This is a genomic window from Streptomyces sp. NPDC001194 (assembly GCF_042896985.1).
Classification (GTDB): domain Bacteria; phylum Actinomycetota; class Actinomycetes; order Streptomycetales; family Streptomycetaceae; genus Streptomyces.
The window spans coordinates 1-17,999 of record NZ_JBIAXU010000015.1 but is presented as its reverse complement, the minus strand read 5'-3'; the positions used below and the strand labels follow the sequence as shown (position 1 = coordinate 17,999).

General features: G+C 71.2%; 19 protein-coding genes. 12 read left to right on the top strand and 7 right to left on the bottom strand.

Going from position 1 to position 17,999, the window contains the following annotated elements:
• Position 1 precedes the first annotated feature (1 nt).
• From ACFY1T_RS25615 to ACFY1T_RS25605, 3 genes are all read left to right on the top strand, one after another.
• On the top strand, positions 2–121 hold the full coding sequence (locus ACFY1T_RS25615; RefSeq protein WP_267884370.1) for an SGM_5486 family transporter-associated protein: 120 nt from the start codon (positions 2–4) through the stop codon (positions 119–121).
• Between the two features lie 147 nt (positions 122–268).
• Positions 269–469, top strand: coding sequence for a hypothetical protein (locus ACFY1T_RS25610; protein ID WP_390790250.1), 201 nt, complete (start codon positions 269–271; stop codon positions 467–469).
• A 138-nt stretch (positions 470–607) separates the two neighbouring features.
• The gene (locus ACFY1T_RS25605; protein WP_390790249.1) at positions 608–1,129 is read left to right on the top strand and encodes a SixA phosphatase family protein; all 522 of its coding nucleotides are present in this window, start codon (positions 608–610) and stop codon (positions 1,127–1,129) included.
• 74 nt (positions 1,130–1,203) lie between these two features.
• Here the strand turns inward: ACFY1T_RS25605 and serB are convergent, their stop codons facing one another.
• Together serB and ACFY1T_RS25595 are read right to left on the bottom strand one after the other, a co-directional pair.
• Positions 1,204–2,403, bottom strand: a complete 1,200-nt coding sequence (gene serB / locus ACFY1T_RS25600; RefSeq protein WP_390790248.1) for a phosphoserine phosphatase SerB — start codon at positions 2,401–2,403, stop codon at positions 1,204–1,206.
• 217 nt (positions 2,404–2,620) lie between these two features.
• The gene (locus ACFY1T_RS25595) at positions 2,621–4,183 is read right to left on the bottom strand and encodes a streptophobe family protein (RefSeq protein ID WP_390790247.1); all 1,563 of its coding nucleotides are present in this window, start codon (positions 4,181–4,183) and stop codon (positions 2,621–2,623) included.
• Positions 4,184–4,437: 254 nt separating this feature from the next.
• Here ACFY1T_RS25595 and ACFY1T_RS25590 point away from each other — a divergent pair, with 254 nt between their 5' ends.
• Positions 4,438–6,969, top strand: a complete 2,532-nt coding sequence (locus ACFY1T_RS25590; RefSeq protein WP_390790246.1) for an FHA domain-containing protein — start codon at positions 4,438–4,440, stop codon at positions 6,967–6,969.
• A gap of 102 nt (positions 6,970–7,071) precedes the next feature.
• On the opposite strand, the gene ACFY1T_RS25585 is transcribed toward ACFY1T_RS25590, so the two are convergent.
• Positions 7,072–7,785 carry a transglycosylase SLT domain-containing protein gene (locus ACFY1T_RS25585; RefSeq protein ID WP_390790245.1) on the bottom strand — a complete coding sequence of 238 codons (714 nt, stop codon included), beginning with the start codon at positions 7,783–7,785 and terminating at the stop codon, positions 7,072–7,074.
• A gap of 487 nt (positions 7,786–8,272) precedes the next feature.
• On the opposite strand from ACFY1T_RS25585, the gene ACFY1T_RS25580 reads away from it, so the two are divergent.
• The 3 genes from ACFY1T_RS25580 to ACFY1T_RS25570 all read left to right on the top strand — a co-directional run bounded on the left by ACFY1T_RS25580 (position 8,273) and on the right by ACFY1T_RS25570 (position 10,433).
• The gene (locus ACFY1T_RS25580; protein WP_390790363.1) at positions 8,273–9,403 is read left to right on the top strand and encodes a GAF domain-containing sensor histidine kinase; all 1,131 of its coding nucleotides are present in this window, start codon (positions 8,273–8,275) and stop codon (positions 9,401–9,403) included.
• Positions 9,396–10,037, top strand: coding sequence for a response regulator (locus ACFY1T_RS25575; RefSeq protein ID WP_390790244.1), 642 nt, complete (start codon positions 9,396–9,398; stop codon positions 10,035–10,037). The genes ACFY1T_RS25580 and ACFY1T_RS25575 overlap by 8 nt, the downstream gene beginning before the upstream one ends.
• 150 nt (positions 10,038–10,187) lie before the next feature.
• Positions 10,188–10,433, top strand: coding sequence for a chaplin family protein (locus tag ACFY1T_RS25570; RefSeq protein WP_390790243.1), 246 nt, complete (start codon positions 10,188–10,190; stop codon positions 10,431–10,433).
• Positions 10,434–10,577: 144 nt separating this feature from the next.
• Here ACFY1T_RS25570 and ACFY1T_RS25565 read toward each other — a convergent pair whose 3' ends face one another.
• A complete protein-coding gene (locus ACFY1T_RS25565; RefSeq protein ID WP_390790242.1) occupies positions 10,578–11,360 on the bottom strand; it encodes a hypothetical protein in 783 nt (260 codons plus the stop codon).
• Between the two features lie 145 nt (positions 11,361–11,505).
• Between ACFY1T_RS25565 and ACFY1T_RS25560 the strand changes: the two genes are divergently transcribed.
• The 4 genes from ACFY1T_RS25560 to ACFY1T_RS25545 all read left to right on the top strand — a co-directional run bounded on the left by ACFY1T_RS25560 (position 11,506) and on the right by ACFY1T_RS25545 (position 14,769).
• Positions 11,506–12,306, top strand: coding sequence for an ABC transporter ATP-binding protein (locus ACFY1T_RS25560; protein WP_030873641.1), 801 nt, complete (start codon positions 11,506–11,508; stop codon positions 12,304–12,306).
• 77 nt (positions 12,307–12,383) lie between these two features.
• Complete coding sequence (locus tag ACFY1T_RS25555) at positions 12,384–12,812, top strand: NfeD family protein (RefSeq protein WP_030873642.1); 429 nt, start codon at positions 12,384–12,386, stop codon at positions 12,810–12,812.
• Between the two features lie 94 nt (positions 12,813–12,906).
• Positions 12,907–13,893 (top strand): SPFH domain-containing protein, encoded by a 987-nt coding sequence (locus tag ACFY1T_RS25550; protein WP_030873643.1) that lies wholly within the window; start codon positions 12,907–12,909, stop codon positions 13,891–13,893.
• A gap of 105 nt (positions 13,894–13,998) precedes the next feature.
• On the top strand, positions 13,999–14,769 hold the full coding sequence (locus ACFY1T_RS25545) for a sulfite exporter TauE/SafE family protein (protein WP_390790362.1): 771 nt from the start codon (positions 13,999–14,001) through the stop codon (positions 14,767–14,769).
• Between the two features lie 80 nt (positions 14,770–14,849).
• Here the strand turns inward: ACFY1T_RS25545 and ACFY1T_RS25540 are convergent, their stop codons facing one another.
• The 3 genes from ACFY1T_RS25540 to ACFY1T_RS25530 form a co-directional block, all read right to left on the bottom strand.
• Positions 14,850–15,353, bottom strand: a complete 504-nt coding sequence (locus ACFY1T_RS25540) for an HNH endonuclease (protein WP_030873645.1) — start codon at positions 15,351–15,353, stop codon at positions 14,850–14,852.
• A 149-nt stretch (positions 15,354–15,502) separates the two neighbouring features.
• Positions 15,503–16,036, bottom strand: a complete 534-nt coding sequence (locus tag ACFY1T_RS25535) for a YbhB/YbcL family Raf kinase inhibitor-like protein (RefSeq protein ID WP_390790241.1) — start codon at positions 16,034–16,036, stop codon at positions 15,503–15,505.
• 65 nt (positions 16,037–16,101) lie between these two features.
• A complete protein-coding gene (locus tag ACFY1T_RS25530; RefSeq protein WP_390790240.1) occupies positions 16,102–16,884 on the bottom strand; it encodes a sporulation protein in 783 nt (260 codons plus the stop codon).
• A gap of 111 nt (positions 16,885–16,995) precedes the next feature.
• On the opposite strand from ACFY1T_RS25530, the gene ACFY1T_RS25525 reads away from it, so the two are divergent.
• The gene (locus ACFY1T_RS25525; RefSeq protein WP_390790239.1) at positions 16,996–17,637 is read left to right on the top strand and encodes a DNA-3-methyladenine glycosylase; all 642 of its coding nucleotides are present in this window, start codon (positions 16,996–16,998) and stop codon (positions 17,635–17,637) included.
• Positions 17,638–17,999 lie beyond the last annotated feature (362 nt).

Below are 17,999 nucleotides of genomic sequence, written 5' to 3'. Positions count from 1 at the left end.
CATGTCGCCCGTACTCGAACCGAACCCGCAGGACAGTCACAAGAAGCTCGGCCTCGTGCTGGGCGCGATGCTGGTCGTGACCGTGATCATCTCCGTCATCGCGACCGTCGTCTCCCCCTGACGCCCTCGGGGTAGGGGTAACCCCCCAACCCTTAGGGGGTCAGGGTCAGGGTCGACTGGGGTGTGTCCCGGATGGGCACCGCACCTTCGAATCCATAGATTCGAAGAGAGCGAGCCAGTCCCACCCCGCGTACCCACGGAGGCGGCCATGTCGGCCCCCACGCATACACCCGGTCCCCGATTCCACGGTGCCAGCACCCGGCTGCACTGGTGGGCGCTGGCCCTGCCCGCGCTCGCCTTCGGCCTCCTCCTGCTGCTCCTCGCCGGCTCCGGCCAGGCCCATGCCGCCACCGGTGAAGCCTCCGCGATCATCCAGGTCACCCAGCAGATCCTGCGCGTCGTCGGCTGACCGCCGCGCGCGGCCGGGCGCGCGCCCGAGCCCGCGCCCGCGCGTGCCCCCGAGCCGGCGATCGGGCCCTTCGGCCGACTTCCGCCGAGCCCCCAACACCCTGCGCTCCGTGGCCCGATTCATGCGAAGCTGGGAGCCATGAGCGCCGACACACCCCGCAGGATCGTCCTCCTCCGGCACGCCAAGGCCGACTGGCCCGAGGTGTCCGACCACGACCGCCCGCTGGCGGAACGCGGCCGCAAGGACGCACCGGCCGTCGGGTTGAAGCTGGCCGAGACCGGCATCGCCTTCGACCTGGCCCTCTGCTCCACCGCCACCCGCACCCGTGAGACCTGGAAGCTCGCCGTCCAGGAGATGCCGCACCGGCCCCGCACCTCGTACGAGGAACGGCTCTACGACGCCTCCCCGGGCGAGCTCATCGCCCTGCTCAACGAGGTCTCCGACGAGGTCGGCAACCTCCTCGTCATCGGCCACAACCCGGGCATGCACGCCCTCGCCGACGCCCTCTCGGGCCGCGCCGAGGGGGATGCCCTGGCGCGGATGAGCCGTACCGCCTTCCCGACCGCGGCGTTCGCCGTCGTCTCCTTCACCGGCTCCTGGAAGTCCGTGGAGCCCGGGGTGGGCACGCTGCTGGACTTCTGGACCCCCGAGGACCACTGAGCACCCGTACGCAGGTACGAGGACGGGCCCCGGCGCGATCGATCCGCCGGGGCCCGTCCTCGTACGCGGGCGGATCAGGTCAGACCCGCCGCCTCGACCTCTTCGCGGGTGATCCCGAGCAGATACAGCACCGCGTCCAGGAACGGCACGTTCACCGCCGTGTGCGCGGCCTCGCGCACCACCGGCTTGGCGTTGAACGCCACGCCCAGCCCGGCCGCGTTCAGCATGTCCAGGTCGTTGGCGCCGTCGCCGATGGCCACGGTCTGGGCCAGCGGTACGCCGGCCTCCGCGGCGAACCGCCGCAGCAGCCGGGCCTTGCCCGCCCGGTCCACGATCTCGCCGGTGACCCGGCCGGTCAGCCGCCCGTCGACGATCTCCAGGGTGTTGGCCGAGGCGAAGTCCAGCCCCAGCCGCTCCTGCAGATCGTCCGTCACCTGGGTGAACCCGCCCGAGACCACACCGACCTGGTAGCCGAGCTGCTTGAGGGTGCGGATCAGGGTGCGGGCGCCGGGCGTCAGCCGCACCTCGGAGCGGACCTTGTCCACGACCGAGGCGTCCAGCCCGGCCAGCAGCTGCACACGGGCGTGCAGCGACTGCTCGAAGTCCAGCTCCCCGCGCATGGCCCGCTCGGTCACCTCGGCGACCTCGGCCTCGCAGCCCGCGTGCGCGGCGAACAGCTCGATGACCTCGTCCTGGATGAGGGTGGAGTCCACGTCCATGACGACCAGGCGCTGCGCCCGGCGGTGCAGCCCGGCCGAGACCACGGCCACGTCCACGCCGATGTGGGAGGCGGCGGTGGCCAGCTCGGTGCGCAGCGGCCCGGTCTCCACACCGGATACGGCGAACTCGACGGCCGTCACGGGGTACTTGGCGAGACGGAAGATGCGGTCGATGTTGCCGCCGGTCGCGGTGATGCGGGAGGCGATGGCGGCCGTGGACTCGGCGGTCAGCGGATGCCCGAGCACGGTGACGTGGGAACGGCCGCTGCCGCGCGGCCGGTTGTCACCGGTGCCGGAGAGGATCTCGGCCTGCAGTTTCAGCGAGTCGGCCCAGCTGTGGACGGTGGCCCGCAGCTCGCCCTCGCCGCTGTCGGCCGGCTTGGTGACGAGGGCGCACAGGACGATGCGGCCACGGGTGACGACCTGCTCGATGTCGACGACGTCGACGGAGTAGGCGGCGAGGGTGTCGAACAGCCCGGCGGTGATCCCGGGACGGTCCTTGCCGAAGATCTTGACGAGGAGGGTGGGGACGTCGGAGGTCTGCGAAGCGCTCATGGTGCCCTCACCGTATCTTCCCGTCCTGCCTGCCAGGACCCCCGTCCCACCTACCGGAACCATTTTCCGGCTCGGCGCCCTCCGGCGCCGCCGATCGCGGGCGCCCGGGGGACGGCGGGGGAGTGGCGGCGGGGTGAACACGGGCCGGCGGGGAGGTGGCGCGGGGCCTCGGGGCGGAGCGGTGGCCGAGCGTGTTCGATTCGTCGCTCCCCGCCCCTCAGGGCTTCCCGCCGCCTCGGCCCGCAGGCCCCGGCGGCGGCGGTGGAGGAGGGGGCGGCGGCGGGGTGAACGGCGGGCGGTGGCGGGGCGCCGGACGCCCGGCGGGCCTGCGGGGCAGCCGGGTGATCGTGACGTCCCAGGAGCCGTCCGGCTCGGCGCAGGGCTCGGGCTCCGGAAGGGCGTACGGGTACGGTCGCCCGGGCGGGGACGTGTACGCGGCCGTCGGCGCCCCCGGGTGCGCCCCGCCTGCCCCGCCTGCCCCGCCCGCCCCGCCCGCCCCGCCGGGCCCCGCGCCGGGCCCGGGTTCCGCCGGCCGGCGAAGCCGCGCCAGCAGCGCACCCGCCCCGCCCGCGACCGCACCCCACGCCGCCCCGAGCAGCAGCGCGTACCAGGCCTCCCCCCGCAGCTCCACCCCCGCGTCCACCGCATCGACGCCGAGCACCGACAGCGAGGCGTCGACCGACACCCCCGTCAGCACCGTCAGCGCCGCCAGCGCCACCCCGGTCACGGCCGCCAGCCGCACCGCGCACGCCGCGGTCCCGCGCCCCGGAGTCCGTACGGCCGCCAGCACACCGGCGCAGAGCAGCAGCAGCCCCGCCCCCGCGACCAGCAGCCAGATCCGCCCGTCGTACTCCGCGAGCCGGGCCACCGTCACCGGATCCCGCGCGGGCGCCCCCAGCAGGTCGTCCAGCGGATCCGGCAGCAGCCGGCCGAGCGTGCCCGTGGCCCGCCCGTGGAACGGAACGAGGAGCCCCAGCAGCACCCCCGTCCACGCCCCGTTCGGCGCCCCCAGCAGCGCGGCGCCCAGCACCCGCCCCGGATGCCCGTCGCCCGCGGCCGCCCACGCAGCGGCGGCCAGGGCGGCCGCCACCGACACCAGCAAGGCGGTCACCAGCGCCGACACGACGGGCCGCAGCCGCGCGAACGCCGCCGGCCCCCGCCGCGACGCCAGCAGCGCCACCGTCAGCACGGCCAGCACCCACACCCCGGCGCCCAGCAGCGTCGGCCCGGACTCCACCGAGAACCCCACCCGGGCCCGGGTGCCGACGAGGTCCCCGACACGGTCCGGGAGCAGCCCGCCCACGTCCCCGATCCCCGGGACCACCACCTTCGGCGGCGCCGTCGGCAGCCGCGGCCCGTCCAGGGTGACCACGTCGTGCCCGGCCCTGGCCAGCCCGCCCGCCGCGGCGACGAGCAGCACCGCCACCGCGGCCGCCCGGGCGGCGAGTTCCCCGCGCGGAGCCCCGGTCCGGATCGAACGCAGGAAGATCCGGGCCAGGACGAGCGCCCCGGCCAGCCCCACCCCGAGGGGCATGACGCCCAGCGAGGACTGCGCCCCCGCCCCGGTGATCCCGAGGACCGAGACGTCCCCCGACGGGGTGACCGTGCCACCGATCGCGAGCACCACCACCGCGGCGGTCATCGCCCCGAGCGAGCCTCCCGCCGCGTCGGCGCCCAGCAGGCGGAGCCCGAGGGCGGCGACCGCGGCCATGGTGACGAGGGCCCAGCCGGTGGCGGCGACGCCCGACACGACCACGTCTCCCCAACGAATGCGGCGCATGCGTACCCCCGGTGCGTGTCGAGCGTGCGTGCCGAGCGGGACGGGGTCGGGCCAGGGCGAGAAGTCCCGTATCTCACTCTCCGGGTGACTTTCGCCCCCGTCAACGGGCAGGCGTAGACGCCCCGGGAAGGCCCCGATTCCACATGTGGCCGCAGGCCTGAAATAGTTCCCCCGGATGTTCGCCATCCCTAGACTCCCTGACGTCGGACTCCCTGGCGTCAGGGGGATTCTCGGGGGACTTAAGTGGGGCTGGAGTGCCGGAACTCGTACTGGAATTGAATGGAAGGACCTGGACGCTCGATCCGTCCAGGTCGTACTCGTTGGGGCGTGACCCCCAGGGAGACGTGGTCATCGACGACGCCCGGGTGTCGTGGCGGCATGCCACCATCGCCTGGAACGGCCGGGGTTGGGGCATTGAGGACCACGGCAGCACCAACGGCACCTACGTGCGCGGCGCGCGGGTCCAGCAGACCGAGCTCGTGCCCGGTACGCCGGTGCACCTGGGCAACGCCACCGACGGCCCGCGGCTGAATCTGAGCGCAGCCGCCGCGCCGCAGCAGGCCGTACCGCAGCAGGCGGCGCCCGCCTACCAGGCCCCGGCGCCCGCCTACCAGGCCCCGGCCCAGCAGGCCGCCGCCCCCGCCTACCAGGCTCCGGCCCAGGCGCAGGCCCACCAGCCGCAGCAGCAGGGCTGGCAGCAGCAGCCGCAGCAGGCCGCCGCCCACCAGCAGCCGCAGCCGCACGTCCCGCAGCAGGGCGCGGGCCCCGCCTACGGCGGTGACCGCAGCCCGACCACGTTCCACCAGATCGCCGTCGGCCGCGTCATGCGGATCGGCCGTGCGCTGGAGAACGAGCTGGTCGTCTCGGACCTCCAGGTCTCGCGCCTCCACGCGGAGTTCCGCTCCACCGGCGGCCGTTTCGAGATCCACGACCTCGGCAGCCACAACGGCACCTACGTCAACGGCCAGCCGCTGCCCAAGTCCGGCACGGCGCTGCTCGGCCCGAACGACATCGTCGGCGTCGGCCACTCGACGTTCCGGATCGTCGGCGACCGGCTCGAGGAGTTCGTCGACACCGGTGACGTCTCCTTCTCGGCCCGCCACCTCACGGTCACGGTCGACGGCGGCAAGCAGATCCTCAAGGACGTCACCTTCGGCGTCCCGGAGAAGTCGCTCATCGGCGTCATCGGCCCCTCCGGCTCCGGAAAGTCGACCCTGCTCAAGGCGCTGACCGGCTACCGGCCCGCCAACGAGGGCGACGTCCTCTACGACAACCGCAACCTGTACAAGCAGTTCGCGGAGCTCCGCCAGCGCATCGGCCTGGTCCCGCAGGACGACATCCTGCACAAGGAGCTGAAGGTCAGCACGGCCCTCAAGTACGCGGCCAAGCTCCGCTTCCCCGGCGACACCGCCGAGGCCGAGCGCGCCGCCCGCATCGACGAGGTCCTGCGCGAGCTCAAGCTCGACATCCACAAGGACAAGAAGATCACCTCGCTCTCCGGTGGTCAGCGCAAGCGCGTGTCCGTGGCCCTCGAGCTCCTCACCAAGCCCTCGCTGATCTTCCTGGACGAGCCCACCTCAGGCCTCGACCCGGGCATGGACCGCGACGTCATGCAGCTGCTGCGCGGCCTCGCCGACGACGGCCGCACGGTCCTCGTCGTCACCCACTCCGTGGCCGAGCTGTCGCTGTGCGACAAGCTGCTGGTCATGGCCCCGGGTGGTTCGGTCGCGTACTTCGGCCCGCCGGACGAGGCGCTGAACTTCTTCGGCTACAGCACCTGGGCGGACGTCTTCTCGGCATTCGAGAACTACCGCGAATACGACTGGGCCGGCCGCTGGAAGGGCTCGCAGCACTACCAGCTCTACGCCGCCGACCTCGACGCGGTGGCCCCGCAGCAGGTCGCCATGGTGCCGATGCAGCAGATGATGCCGCCGAAGGCGCAGGGCTGGGGCGACCAGCTGTGGACCCTGATCCGCCGCTACGTCTCGGTGATCGCGTCCGACAAGGGCTTCATGGCCCTGATGCTGATCCTGCCCGCAGTCCTGGGCATCGTCTCGACTGTCATCCCCGCGACCTTCGGCCTCGCCCCGCCGAAGCCGCCGTCCCGGTTCAACGGCGACGCCGGCACGATCATGCTGATCCTCTGCGTGGGCATGTGCTTCTCGGGCGCCGCGAACTCGGTCCGTGAGCTGATCAAGGAACGGGTCATCTACGAGCGCGAGCGCGCCACCGGTCTGTCCCGGTCGGCGTACCTCATGTCGAAGGTGATCGTCCTCGGCTTCATCACGGCCATCCAGGGCGCGGTCATCTGCGCCATCGGCTTCGTCCCGCGCGACCTGCCCACCGAGGGCCTGCTCATGCCGCCGGCCGTCGAGCTGTGCCTGTCGGTCACCGCGCTCGGCTTCACGTCGATGATGTTCGGCCTCGTGATCTCCTCGCTGGTGAAGACCGCCGAGAAGACCATGCCGCTGCTGGTCATGTTCGCGATCGTCCAGGTCGTCTTCACCGGCATCCTCTTCCAGGTGTACGACTCGCCGGGCCTGGAGCAGTTCGCCTGGCTGATGCCGTCGCGCTGGGCGGTCGCCGCCGCGGGCACCACGCTCGACCTCGGCAAGCTCATGCCGCCGTGGGACCAGCAGAACCCGACCAACACCGACCCGCTGTGGGAGCACTCCGTCGCGCAGTGGGGCGTGAACATCACGATCCTGCTGCTCATCGGTGTGGCCTGCGGCTTCGCGGTGCAGAAGCTGCTGCGCCGCCACGAGCCCGAGGTCATGCGCAACTAGCCGGTCCGCTCCGGCCGAACTCCACGGACAAACGCCTCAGGGCGGCACCCGGTATCCGGGTGCCGCCCTGAGGCGCATGGGGGGTTGCTACGCCCGTCGCCGTCAGTAGGCGCTGTTGACGTTGTCGATCGAGCCGTAACGGTCGGCGGCGTAGTTGGCCGCGGCGACGATGTTGGCGACCGGGTGGTACTGGTCCAGCGGGGTGCCGGGGATGTGGTACGCGAGGAAGGTCGGCTTGATGACCTGGAGCAGGCCCTTCGAGGGGATGCCGTTCTGGGCGTTGATGTCCCAGTTGTTGATCGCCCGCGGGTTGCCGCTCGACTCGCGCATGATGTTCTTGTACAGGCCGTTGTACGTGCCCGGAATCTTGTGCGCCTTCATGATCGCCAGCGACTCCTTGATCCAGCCGTCAAGGTTGTTCGCGTAGATCGGCTTGCGGACGGTGGAGCGGCTGGCGGCCGCCTTCGCCTCGCGGTCCTTCTTCGCCTTGGCCTCGGCCTCGGCCTTCGCCTTGGCGGCGTCGGCCTTGGCCTTCGCGGCGACGGCCTTGGCCTTGATCGCGGCCTCGACCTTCGCGGAGTCCGTGGCCAGCTTGGACTGGGTGCTGAGGTGCTGCACGGTCTTGGCCTGGACACCCTCGACAGCCTGGGTCCACGCCACGGGGGCGGCGGTCACGGTCGTGCCGGCGTCGGCGGAGCCGGCGGGGACGACGGTGGCGGCCAGGGCGGCGGCGCCGATGGTGGCGAACGCGGCGAAGGACATCTTGTGCGCCTTCGTCAGACGACGACTGTGGCCGGGGATGCTGGTCTTGGACATGCGTAGCAACCTCTTCGAATCGGGGAGCCGCAGGAAAGCGCCGCTCGGATCCGGGATCCGCGGCGCTGTGCGACGGGAGCAATTCTTAGCGGCGGCAAAATCGCCTGGCAAAGGTGTGACGTACGATCCCGCTTAGTGGATCAGGGGGCGGCGACAAGACCGGAATTAAGGGCCACACGCTAGGCGTGGCAGCGCTGACACGGTCTTTATGCGTCAACTAGGCACCTTCGTAAGTGACGTGGGTCCTATGCGCGGGCTCACATCGGCCATGTAACGGTCTCACCATCAGTTGCTACAGCAATGCATTCCGTAGCGGAATTCTCCACCTTGAGGACCAGAAGCCCTCTTCCGGCCTCATCCCCAGGGCAGAGACGGCCCTCCGGACCCCCTTCCCGAGGAGGAGGACACACCGTCCCCGGCCCTAGGGCCCGAGCCCGATCCCGCAGGTCAGGGCCGCGAGTACGGTGAGCCCATGACAGGTAGTCCCGTGTTCGGCGGCCCCCGGGGCGGCCTCGCCGCCGTCAGCACCGCCCTGCTCGCCATGAGCCGCCGGCTGGAGGTCCGCGACGTCCTGCGCACGATCGTCGTCTCCGCCCGCGAGCTCCTCGACGCCGAGTACGCGGCCCTGGGCGTCCCGGACGACCACGGCGGCTTCGCCCAGTTCGTCGTGGACGGCATCAGCGAGGAGCAGTGGCGCCGGATCGGCCCGCTGCCCCGCCAGCACGGCATCCTCGCCGCGATGCTCCACCAGGACGGACCCGAGCGGCTGGCCGACGTGCGCAAGGACCCCCGCTTCGAGGGCTGGCCCGCCGCCCACCCCGAGATGTCCGACTTCCTGGGCCAGCCCGTCCGCGACGGAGAGGAGACCCTCGGCGCCCTCTTCCTCGCGAACAAGAGGAGCCCCGGCGGCTTCACGGAGGAGGACGAGGAGCTCCTCGCCCTCCTCGCCCAGCACGCGGCGATCGCCCTCACCAACGCCCGGCTCTACGAACGCAGCCGCGAGCTCACCATCGCCGAGGAGCGCTCCCGCCTCGCCCACGAGCTGCACGACGCGGTCGCCCAGAAGCTCTTCTCGCTCCGCCTGACCGCCCAGGCCGCCGCCGCCCTCGTCGACCGCGACCCTGTCCGCGCCAAGGGCGAGCTCCAGCAGGTCGCCGTCCTCGCCGCCGAGGCCGCGGACGAGCTGCGCTCCGCCGTGACCGAGCTGCGCCCGGCCGGCCTCGACGAGGACGGCCTGGTCGCCACCCTCCGCGACCAGGTCCACGTACTGGACCGAGCCCACACCGCGCACGTCACCTTCACCTGTGACGGCATACGGGCCCTCCCGGCGACCCAGGAGGAGGCGCTGCTCCGGGTCGCCCAGGAAGCCCTCCACAACGCCCTGCGGCACTCGGGCGGCGACCACGTCGAGGTCACCCTGGCCCGCCGGGACGCGGGAGCCGTGCTGACCGTCACGGACAACGGGAGCGGCTTCTCCCCTTCCTCCATCCGTGCGGCCGGACGCCACCTCGGCCTCGTCTCCATGCGGGACCGGGCGAGCGGCGCCGGCGGCCGCCTCACCGTGCACTCGGAGCCCGGTACGGGCACCACGATCGAAATGGAGGTCCCCGGTGGCTGACACGCCCATCCGCGTCCTGCTGGTGGACGACCACCAGGTGGTCCGCCGCGGCCTGCGCACGTTCCTGGAGGTCCAGGACGACATCGAGGTCGTCGGGGAGGCCGCCGACGGAGAGGAGGGCGTGGCACGCGCCGAGGAGCTGCGGCCCGACGTGATCCTGATGGACATCAAGATGCCGGGCACCGACGGCATCGAGGCCCTGCGCCGGCTGCGCGCGCTGGCGAACCCGGCGCGCGTGCTGATCGTCACCAGCTTCACCGAGCAGCGGACGGTGGTCCCGGCCCTGCGGGGCGGCGCCGCCGGATACGTCTACAAGGACATCGACCCCGACGCCCTGGCCGGGGCCATCCGCTCCGTCCACGCCGGGCACGTACTGCTCCAGCCGGAAGTGGCCGAGGCCCTGCTTTCCCAGGAGGGACCGCCGACGCCCGGCCGGGCCGGCTCGCTGACCGAGCGGGAGAAGGAGGTGCTGTCGCTGATCGCGGACGGCCGGTCGAACCGGGAGATCGCCCGCGCGCTGGTCCTGTCGGAGAAGACGGTCAAGACGCACGTCTCGAACATCCTGATGAAGCTGGACCTCGCGGACCGCACGCAGGCCGCGTTGTGGGCGGTCAGGCACGGGATCACGGACTGAACCCGGCCGGATCGGACCGGCCGGCTCCGATCCCGGATTCATACGGTCGGGTGGATGTCGCCCACATGGCGCATCCCGTTCGTCCTATGACCGTTCTTCATGACGTGTCGCGGCGGCTGGCCGCGGCAGACGTACTGGAGGACGAAGAACGTGAAGAACATCAAGAAGGCCACCGCCGTCACCGTGATCGCGGGCGGCCTCCTTGCCGCGGGTGCCGGTGTCTCCTCGGCGCACGGCGGGGCGTCCGCCGCGGGCGAGGCCGTCGGCTCCCCCGGCGTGGCCTCCGGCAACCAGGTCCAGGTTCCCGTCCACGTCCCGGTGAACGTGGTCGGCAACGCGGTCTCCGTGATCGGCCTGCTGAACGGCGCCTGGGGCAACACCGGCGTGAACGCCTGACCCGCCCCGCCCGCCGGCCCCGCTTCCCCCACCTCTCCCCGGGAAGCGGGGCCGCGCCACATCCGGAACGTACGGCCAGGGGGTGTCCGCGAAGTGGCGCCGGCCGCCCGGAGGGCGGGGCAGGCGGGACTTTGCGGACACGCCCTAGCCCCGCTCGCGCTCCTCGACCGCCGCGTTGTACGCCGCGACCAGCGCGCGCCGCGCGACCCGCTCCACCGGCCGCAGCGCCTCCGCCCGCGCCGCCATCTCCGAGGCGGCCACCGCACCGCCCGGCCCGTGCTCGGACGCCAGCGACACCAGCAGGTCCACCCGCTGCGCCAGCGCCAGCACCCGCACCGCCCGCGGCGGGTACCCCGGCGCCAGCACCTCCCGCCCGGCGTCCGCCCGCGCCCGGTACGCCGACAGAGCGGCCTCCGCCACCGGCCCCGACCCCGCCACGTCCAGCCGGGTCAGTACGACCGTCGCCTCGCGCAGCGCCTCCGCCAGCTCCCGCTCCGCCTCACCGAGCGACGGCACGTCCGCCGGCGGGGCCTCCCGTACGGGCAGGCAGTGCCACGTCACCGAGACGTGCACGTCCCCCGCGGGCCCCGCCTCGGCCACCTCCGGCACCAGACCCAGCGCCGCGCCCGCCGCGACCACCGCCTCCTGCGCCTCCAGCGCCCGCGCGTTGAACTCGGCGGGGCCGCTCAGCCCCAGCGGATGCCCCGGAGCGGGCAGGGCCACCCGCAGCCCGGTCACCCCCAGCGCCCTCATCCGCCCGAGCGCCAGCGTCAGGCCCACCGGACCCGGTTCACCGGGCAGCCCCTCCACCCGGTGCACGGCGTCCTCGCCCACGATCGACAACACGGCCTCGTCGGGCGAGACCAAACCGGCCAGCAGCGCGTTCCCCCAGGCGGCCAACCGCCCTGAACGTGGTTCGAAAAGCATCCCCCCACTTTACGGATCACCCCGGATCCGGCCGCGCGGCCAACCTGGCGCCCGGACCGCTCTCCGAGTGGCGTAGGTTTTCCCCTGGGGCTGCGCCTACCGGTGCACAGACGAAACCGAGACTGCAAGGGGAGACAACACGCTCATGAGCGATGTTCTGGAGCTGGTGGACGTATCCGTGGTCCGCGAGGGCCGGGCTCTGGTGGACCAGGTCTCCTGGTCGGTGAAGGAGGGGGAGCGCTGGGTGATCCTCGGCCCCAACGGCGCCGGCAAGACCACGCTGCTGAACCTCGCCTCCAGCTACCTCTTCCCCACCAAGGGCGCCGCCACCATCCTCGGCAGCACCCTCGGCAAACCCGGCAGCGACGTCTTCGAGCTGCGCCCGCGCATCGGCGTCGCCGGAATCGCCCTGGCCGACAAGCTCCCCAAGCGCCAGACCGTCCTGCAGACCGTCCTCACCGCCGCGTACGGCATGACGGCGACCTGGCAGGAGGAGTACGAGGACATCGACGAGCAGCGCGCCCGCGCCTTCCTCGACCGCCTCGGCATGACGGAGTACCTCGACCGGAAGTTCGGCACCCTCTCCGAGGGCGAGCGCAAGCGCACCCTGATCGCCCGCGCCCTGATGACCGACCCCGAGCTGCTGCTCCTCGACGAGCCCGCCGCCGGCCTCGACCTCGGCGGCCGCGAGGACCTCGTACGCCGCCTCGGCCGCCTCGCCCGCGACCCGCTCGCGCCGTCCATGGTGATGGTCACGCACCACGTCGAGGAGATCGCCCCCGGCTTCACCCACGTCCTGATGATCCGCCAGGGCAAGGTCGTCACCGCGGGACCGATCGACCTCGAACTGACCTCGCGCAACCTCTCGCTGTGCTTCGGCCTCCCCCTGATCGTCGAGCGCAACGACAGCGACCGCTGGACCGCCCAGGGCCTCGCGCTGCGCTAGGAGCGCAGGCGCACACCGACGGTCCGCGCACCGTCGCACCCTGTCCTGACCGCGCCCGCCCGACCTACCATGACCATGTGAACATCGACGCGTGGCTGTGGTGGCTCATCGGCGCGGTCGGACTGGGCATTCCGCTCGTCCTGACGGCGATGCCCGAGTTCGGCATGTTCGCCGTCGGCGCGGTCGCCGCCGCCGTCACGGCGGCGTTCGGCGGGGGAGTGGTCGCCCAGGTCCTCGTCTTCGTGATCGTGTCCGTGGCACTCATCGCCGTCGTCCGCTCGATCGCCAACCACCACCGCGAGCAGCGGCCCCAACACCGCACCGGAATCGACGCGTTGAAGGGCAGAAGCGCCCTCGTCCTCGAACGCGTCGACGGCAGCGGAGGCCGGATCAAACTCGCCGGCGAGGTCTGGTCCGCCCGCACCCTCGACGCGGACAGCAGCTTCGAGCCCGGCCAGCAGGTGGACGTCGTGGAGATCGACGGAGCCACTGCGATCGTCATGTGAGCTTCTGATCAAAGCAGCCGACCCGCGGCCCCGGGGTCTGCGAGACTCCGCTCAACGGGGCAGCACAGACAGCCGGAAGGGCACGGGGAACCGCATGCAACCGATCATCATCGTCCTGATCATTCTGGTGGTTCTGGTCTTCATCGCACTGGTCAAGACGATCCAGGTGATCCCGCAGGCCAGCGCCGCCATCGTCGAACGATTCGGCCGCTACACGCGCACCCTCAACGCGGGCCTCAACATCGTCGTCCCGTTCATCGACTCGATCCGCAACCGCATCGACCTGCGCGAACAGGTGGTGCCGTTCCCGCCGCAGCCGGTCATCACGCAGGACAACCTGGTCGTCAACATCGACACGGTCATCTACTACCAGGTGACCGACGCCCGGGCCGCGACGTACGAGGTCGCCAGCTACATCCAGGCCATCGAGCAGCTCACCGTCACCACCCTGCGCAACATCATCGGCGGCATGGACCTGGAGAGGACCCTGACCTCCCGCGAGGAGATCAACGCGGCCCTGCGCGGAGTCCTCGACGAGGCCACCGGCAAGTGGGGCATCCGCGTCAACCGCGTCGAGCTGAAGGCGATCGAGCCGCCGACCTCCATCCAGGACTCGATGGAGAAGCAGATGCGCGCCGACCGCGACAAGCGGGCCGCGATCCTCCAGGCCGAAGGCGTCCGGCAGTCCGAAATCCTGCGCGCCGAGGGTGAGAAGCAGTCCTCCATCCTGCGCGCCGAGGGTGAGGCCAAGGCCGCCGCACTGAAGGCCGAAGGCGAGGCGCAGGCCATCCGCACGGTCTTCGAGTCCATCCACGCCGGCGACGCCGACCAGAAGCTCCTCGCCTACCAGTACCTCCAGATGCTCCCGAAGATCGCCGAAGGCGACGCCAACAAGCTCTGGATCGTGCCCAGCGAGATCGGAGACGCCCTCAAGGGCCTCTCGGGAGCCATGGGCAACTTCGGTCCCATGGGCGGTGGTTCGGGCTTCAACCCGCAGAATTCCGGCAAGGACGGCGGCAACGGCGCCGGAGCGGCCGACAAGGCCGCCGCCGAGCGCCGCGAGCAGCCCCCCATCGACTGACCCGCCCGTCCCCTCCTGCATGATCAGTGAGGCCCCTCGACCTTCATGGCGGGGAGGCGACTCACTCATGCAAAGGGGATGGCTCAGTCCATGTCTCTGCTCTCGATGTCCCCCTGGGAATCGCTCGCGGTGTTCGCGGCCGGTACCGGCGCCGGCACGATCAACACCATCGTCGGCTCCGGCACCCTCATCACGTTCCCGGTGCTGCTCGCCACCGGACTCCCGCCGGTCACCGCCAACGTGTCCAACACCCTGGGCCTGGTGCCCGGTGCCGTCAGCGGAGCCATCGGCTACCGCAAGGAGCTCCAGGGCCAGCGCGGCCGCATCCTCCGGCTCGGCGCCGTCTCCCTCGTCGGGGGACTCGCGGGCGCGATCCTGCTCGTCACCCTGCCGTCGGACTCCTTCGACACGATCGTGCCGATCCTCATCGGACTCGCCCTCGTGCTCGTCGTCCTCCAGCCCCGGCTCGCCGCGGCCCTGCGCAGGCGCCAGGAAGCCGCCAGAACCGAACCCGGACACCCCGACGGCGGCCCCGCACTGCTCACCGGAATGCTGCTCTCCAGTGCGTACGGGGGCTACTTCGGCGCCGCCCAGGGCGTGTTGTACGTCGGCCTGATGGGACTGCTGCTCCACGAGGACCTCCAGCGGATCAACGCCGTGAAGAACGTCCTCGCCGCCCTCGTCAACGGCATCGCGGCCGTCTTCTTCCTCTTCGTCGCAGAGTTCGACTGGACGGCCGTGGTCCTGATCGCCCTCGGCTCCACCCTCGGCGGCCAGATCGGCGCCAAGGTCGGCCGCCGCCTCTCCCCGACCGTGCTCCGCGCGGTCATCGTCGTGGTCGGCGTGGTGGCGATCGTCCAGATCCTGCTGCGCTGAGCGACGTACGAGAAGTACGTCGCCCAGCGCACCGGCGGTCATCCGTTCATACGGGGTTCCCCGGTCGGGCCCGGGCGGACCTAGGCGGTCCGCTCCAGCCACTCCGGCAGCGCCTCACGGCCGCCCACCCCCAGCGCCAGCAGCATGGCGTCCGCCGGAGACGGTACGAACGGCTTCCGGAGGAGCGGCATCCCCGCCTCCTCCGGAGTCCGGGCCGCCTTGCGGTGATTGTCCTCGGCACAGGAGGCCACCGTGTTCAGCCACGTGTCCCCACCGCCCTGGGCGCGGGGCAGCACGTGGTCCACGGTCGTCGCGCGCTTCCCGCAGTACGCGCACCGGTGCTGGTCCCGGACCAGCACCCCCCTCCGTGACCAGGGAGCATGTCTTCGGAACGGCACCCGTACGTACCTGCACAGCCTGATCACCCGGGGCATCGGAAGATCCATGCTGGCACCGCGCACACGCAGTTCGGGATGCGACTGTTCGACCACGGCCTTGTCCTGGAGCACCAGGACCACAGCCCGGTTCAGCGTCACCGTCGACAGCGGCTCGAAGCTCGCATTCAGCACCAGCGTGTCCCGCATCTCGCCCACCTCCCGTGTGCAGGCCCGCGACCACACCGGCGGCAGGGCCCGCAACCACTCTGGCCGCGCGCGCCACGCGGGACAACGCAATAAAAATGCCCGGTCCTGGTCGCCTTTAGACCAGGACCGGGCAAACGCACGGCGAACGATCAGCTCGCGGGGCCCTCGTACTCACCGATCAGCTGCGCCCGGCCCAACGAGTGGAACCGCAGGTTGAATCCGACGACGGCCGGCGAGACGTCCGCACCGGGACCCAGCTTCTCCTGGTCCACCGCGTAGACGGTGAACACGTACCGGTGCCGTTCCCCGGCCGGCGGAGCCGCCCCGCCGAAGTCCTTCGTGCCGTAGTCGTTCCGTACGTGCACGGCCCCGGCGGGCAGCCCCTCGAACTTCCCGCTGCCCGCCCCGGCCGGCAGCTCGGTGACCGACGCGGGCAGATCGAACAGCACCCAGTGCCAGAACCCGCTGCCCGTCGGGGCATCCGGGTCGAAGCACGTCACGGCGAAGCTCTTCGTCCCCTCCGGGAACCCCTCCCACCGCAGCTGCGGAGAGACGTTCCCGCCCTTCAGCACCTGGGCGTCGCCCAGCTCCCCGCCGGGCTCGAGATCCGTGCTCTGCACCGAGAACGCGTGCACCCGCGGGTGGAAATCGTGGGGAAGGGGCGCCCTGTTCTGCTCGGCCACTGCTGAACCTCCTGATCGCGAACCAGTACGGGTACCGGCACCGGAATGCCGGTACCCGGCCGAGCCTAGAACCAGTTGCGCTGCGAACCCACCGAAGCGATCCACTGGTTGAGGTACGCCGCCCAATCGGTCCCCTGGTAGGACTGCAGACCCACCTGGAAGCAGCGGTACGTGTCACTGCCCTCGGAGAACAGCCCCGACTTCTTGTCCATCTCCAGCACGACGTCCATCTCGCGGCCGTCCGAGACGAAGGTGAGCTCGACCTGGTTGAGCCCGCGGTACTGCGACGGCGGCAGGAACTCGATCTCCTGGTAGAACGGCAGCGTCTGGCGGGTCCCGCGGATGTGCCCGCGCTCCATGTCCGCGCTGCGGAAGCCGAAGCCCAGCTGACGGAAGGCGTCGAGGATCGCCTGCTGCGCCGGCAGCGGGTGCACGTTGATCGGGTCGAGGTCGCCGGCGTCCACCGCGCGCGCGATCTCCAGCTCCGTGCTGACCCCGATGTTCATCCCGTGCAGGTGCTGGCCCCCGAAGTGGGTGATCGGCGTCTCCCACGGGATCTCCAGCCCGAACGGCACGACGTGCAGGGCGCCCGCCTGCACCTGGAAGGCACCGCCGAGGCGCTGCTTGGTGAAGACGATGTCCTGCTTGTACTCCTGGTCGTTCCCCTCCACCTCGACCCGCGCCTGGAGACCGACGGACAGGCCCTCGATCTGCTGCTCCACGGAACCGCCCTGGATGCGGACCTCGCCCTGGACGATCCCGCCCGGCACGACGTTCGGCTCGGTGATGATCGTGTCCACCGAAGCACCGCCGGCACCCAGTGCCGCGAACAGCTTCTTGAACCCCATGCTCTGACTCCCCTTGAAGGCTCGTGCGACTACCGCTTACGAGTACACCCTGACAAACGCGGAACCTTAGGCCCCGGTTGCAGGTGTGCGCGTTGGACTACGCTCGACCGGATGAGCGCGCGCCCCGACCGTACGCCCCTGGCCCGGTCCTTCTTCGACCGGCCGGTCCTCACCGTGGCCCCGGACCTCCTCGGCCGGATCCTGGTCCGCCGCACCCCGGAAGGCCCGATGGAACTGCGCATCACGGAGGTGGAGGCGTACGAGGGGGAGGCCGACCCCGGCTCCCACGCCTACCGGGGGCGCACACCGCGCAACGCGTCGATGTTCGGTCCGCCCGGACACGCGTACGTCTACTTCATCTACGGCATGTGGTTCAGCCTGAACCTGGTGTGCGGCCCGCCGGGGCACGCCAGCGGAGTGCTGCTGCGCGCGGGTGAGATCACCGTGGGCGCCGACCTGGCCCGCAAACGTCGACTTTCGGCCAGAAGCGACCGAGAACTGGCCAAAGGCCCGGCCCGCCTGGCCACCGCCCTGGCGGTGGACCGCTCCCTGGACGGCACGGACCTCTGCGCCGGTCCCGATTCGCCCCTGGCGCTCCTGACGGGTACCGCCACCTCATCCGACCTGGTGGGCAACGGCCCGCGCACGGGAGTCGGGGGCGCCGGCGCGGATCACCCGTACCGCTACTGGATCACCCACGACCCGACGGTGAGCCCGTATCGCGCCCATGCGCCACGACGCCGTTCAACTTGACTCCACCTTGGCGGACGCCTAACGTAGCCCGAGCCGCTTGAACGGGGCACTGCCATCAGCAGACCCCCGGAGCGGCAAACCCACTACCTACGACGTTCCCCTGGCGGGGTCGATTTCGGCATGCCCGAATTCGAATCCGGTGGCTCGATTATGAGCCGCAAGGGATAAGCGCTAAAGTGGTGGAGCGCCGAAAGGCAAAGGCCCCCAACGGCCGCCGAATTCAAATCCGAGTCGGAAACGACAACGAAATGATCTGGTAGAGTTGGAAACGAAGAACGAAAGCCCGGAGGAAAGCCCCAGTAAGTGTTACTGAGGGTGAGTACAAAGGAAGCGTCCGTTCCTTGAGAACTCAACAGCGTGCC

Excerpts from the sequence above, each read along its gene's own strand:
- ACFY1T_RS25615 (WP_267884370.1), top strand. The coding sequence starts at position 2 with ATGTCGCCCGTACTCGAACCGAACCCGCAGGACAGTCACAAGAAGCTC.
- ACFY1T_RS25610 (WP_390790250.1), top strand. The coding sequence starts at position 269 with ATGTCGGCCCCCACGCATACACCCGGTCCCCGATTCCACGGTGCCAGC.
- ACFY1T_RS25605 (WP_390790249.1), top strand. The coding sequence starts at position 608 with ATGAGCGCCGACACACCCCGCAGGATCGTCCTCCTCCGGCACGCCAAG.
- serB (WP_390790248.1), bottom strand. The coding sequence starts at position 2,403 with ATGAGCGCTTCGCAGACCTCCGACGTCCCCACCCTCCTCGTCAAGATC.
- ACFY1T_RS25595 (WP_390790247.1), bottom strand. The coding sequence starts at position 4,183 with ATGCGCCGCATTCGTTGGGGAGACGTGGTCGTGTCGGGCGTCGCCGCC.
- ACFY1T_RS25585 (WP_390790245.1), bottom strand. The coding sequence starts at position 7,785 with ATGTCCAAGACCAGCATCCCCGGCCACAGTCGTCGTCTGACGAAGGCG.
- ACFY1T_RS25565 (WP_390790242.1), bottom strand. The coding sequence starts at position 11,360 with ATGCTTTTCGAACCACGTTCAGGGCGGTTGGCCGCCTGGGGGAACGCG.
- ACFY1T_RS25560 (WP_030873641.1), top strand. The coding sequence starts at position 11,506 with ATGAGCGATGTTCTGGAGCTGGTGGACGTATCCGTGGTCCGCGAGGGC.
- ACFY1T_RS25550 (WP_030873643.1), top strand. The coding sequence starts at position 12,907 with ATGCAACCGATCATCATCGTCCTGATCATTCTGGTGGTTCTGGTCTTC.
- ACFY1T_RS25545 (WP_390790362.1), top strand. The coding sequence starts at position 13,999 with ATGTCCCCCTGGGAATCGCTCGCGGTGTTCGCGGCCGGTACCGGCGCC.
- ACFY1T_RS25540 (WP_030873645.1), bottom strand. The coding sequence starts at position 15,353 with ATGCGGGACACGCTGGTGCTGAATGCGAGCTTCGAGCCGCTGTCGACG.
- ACFY1T_RS25530 (WP_390790240.1), bottom strand. The coding sequence starts at position 16,884 with ATGGGGTTCAAGAAGCTGTTCGCGGCACTGGGTGCCGGCGGTGCTTCG.
- ACFY1T_RS25525 (WP_390790239.1), top strand. The coding sequence starts at position 16,996 with ATGAGCGCGCGCCCCGACCGTACGCCCCTGGCCCGGTCCTTCTTCGAC.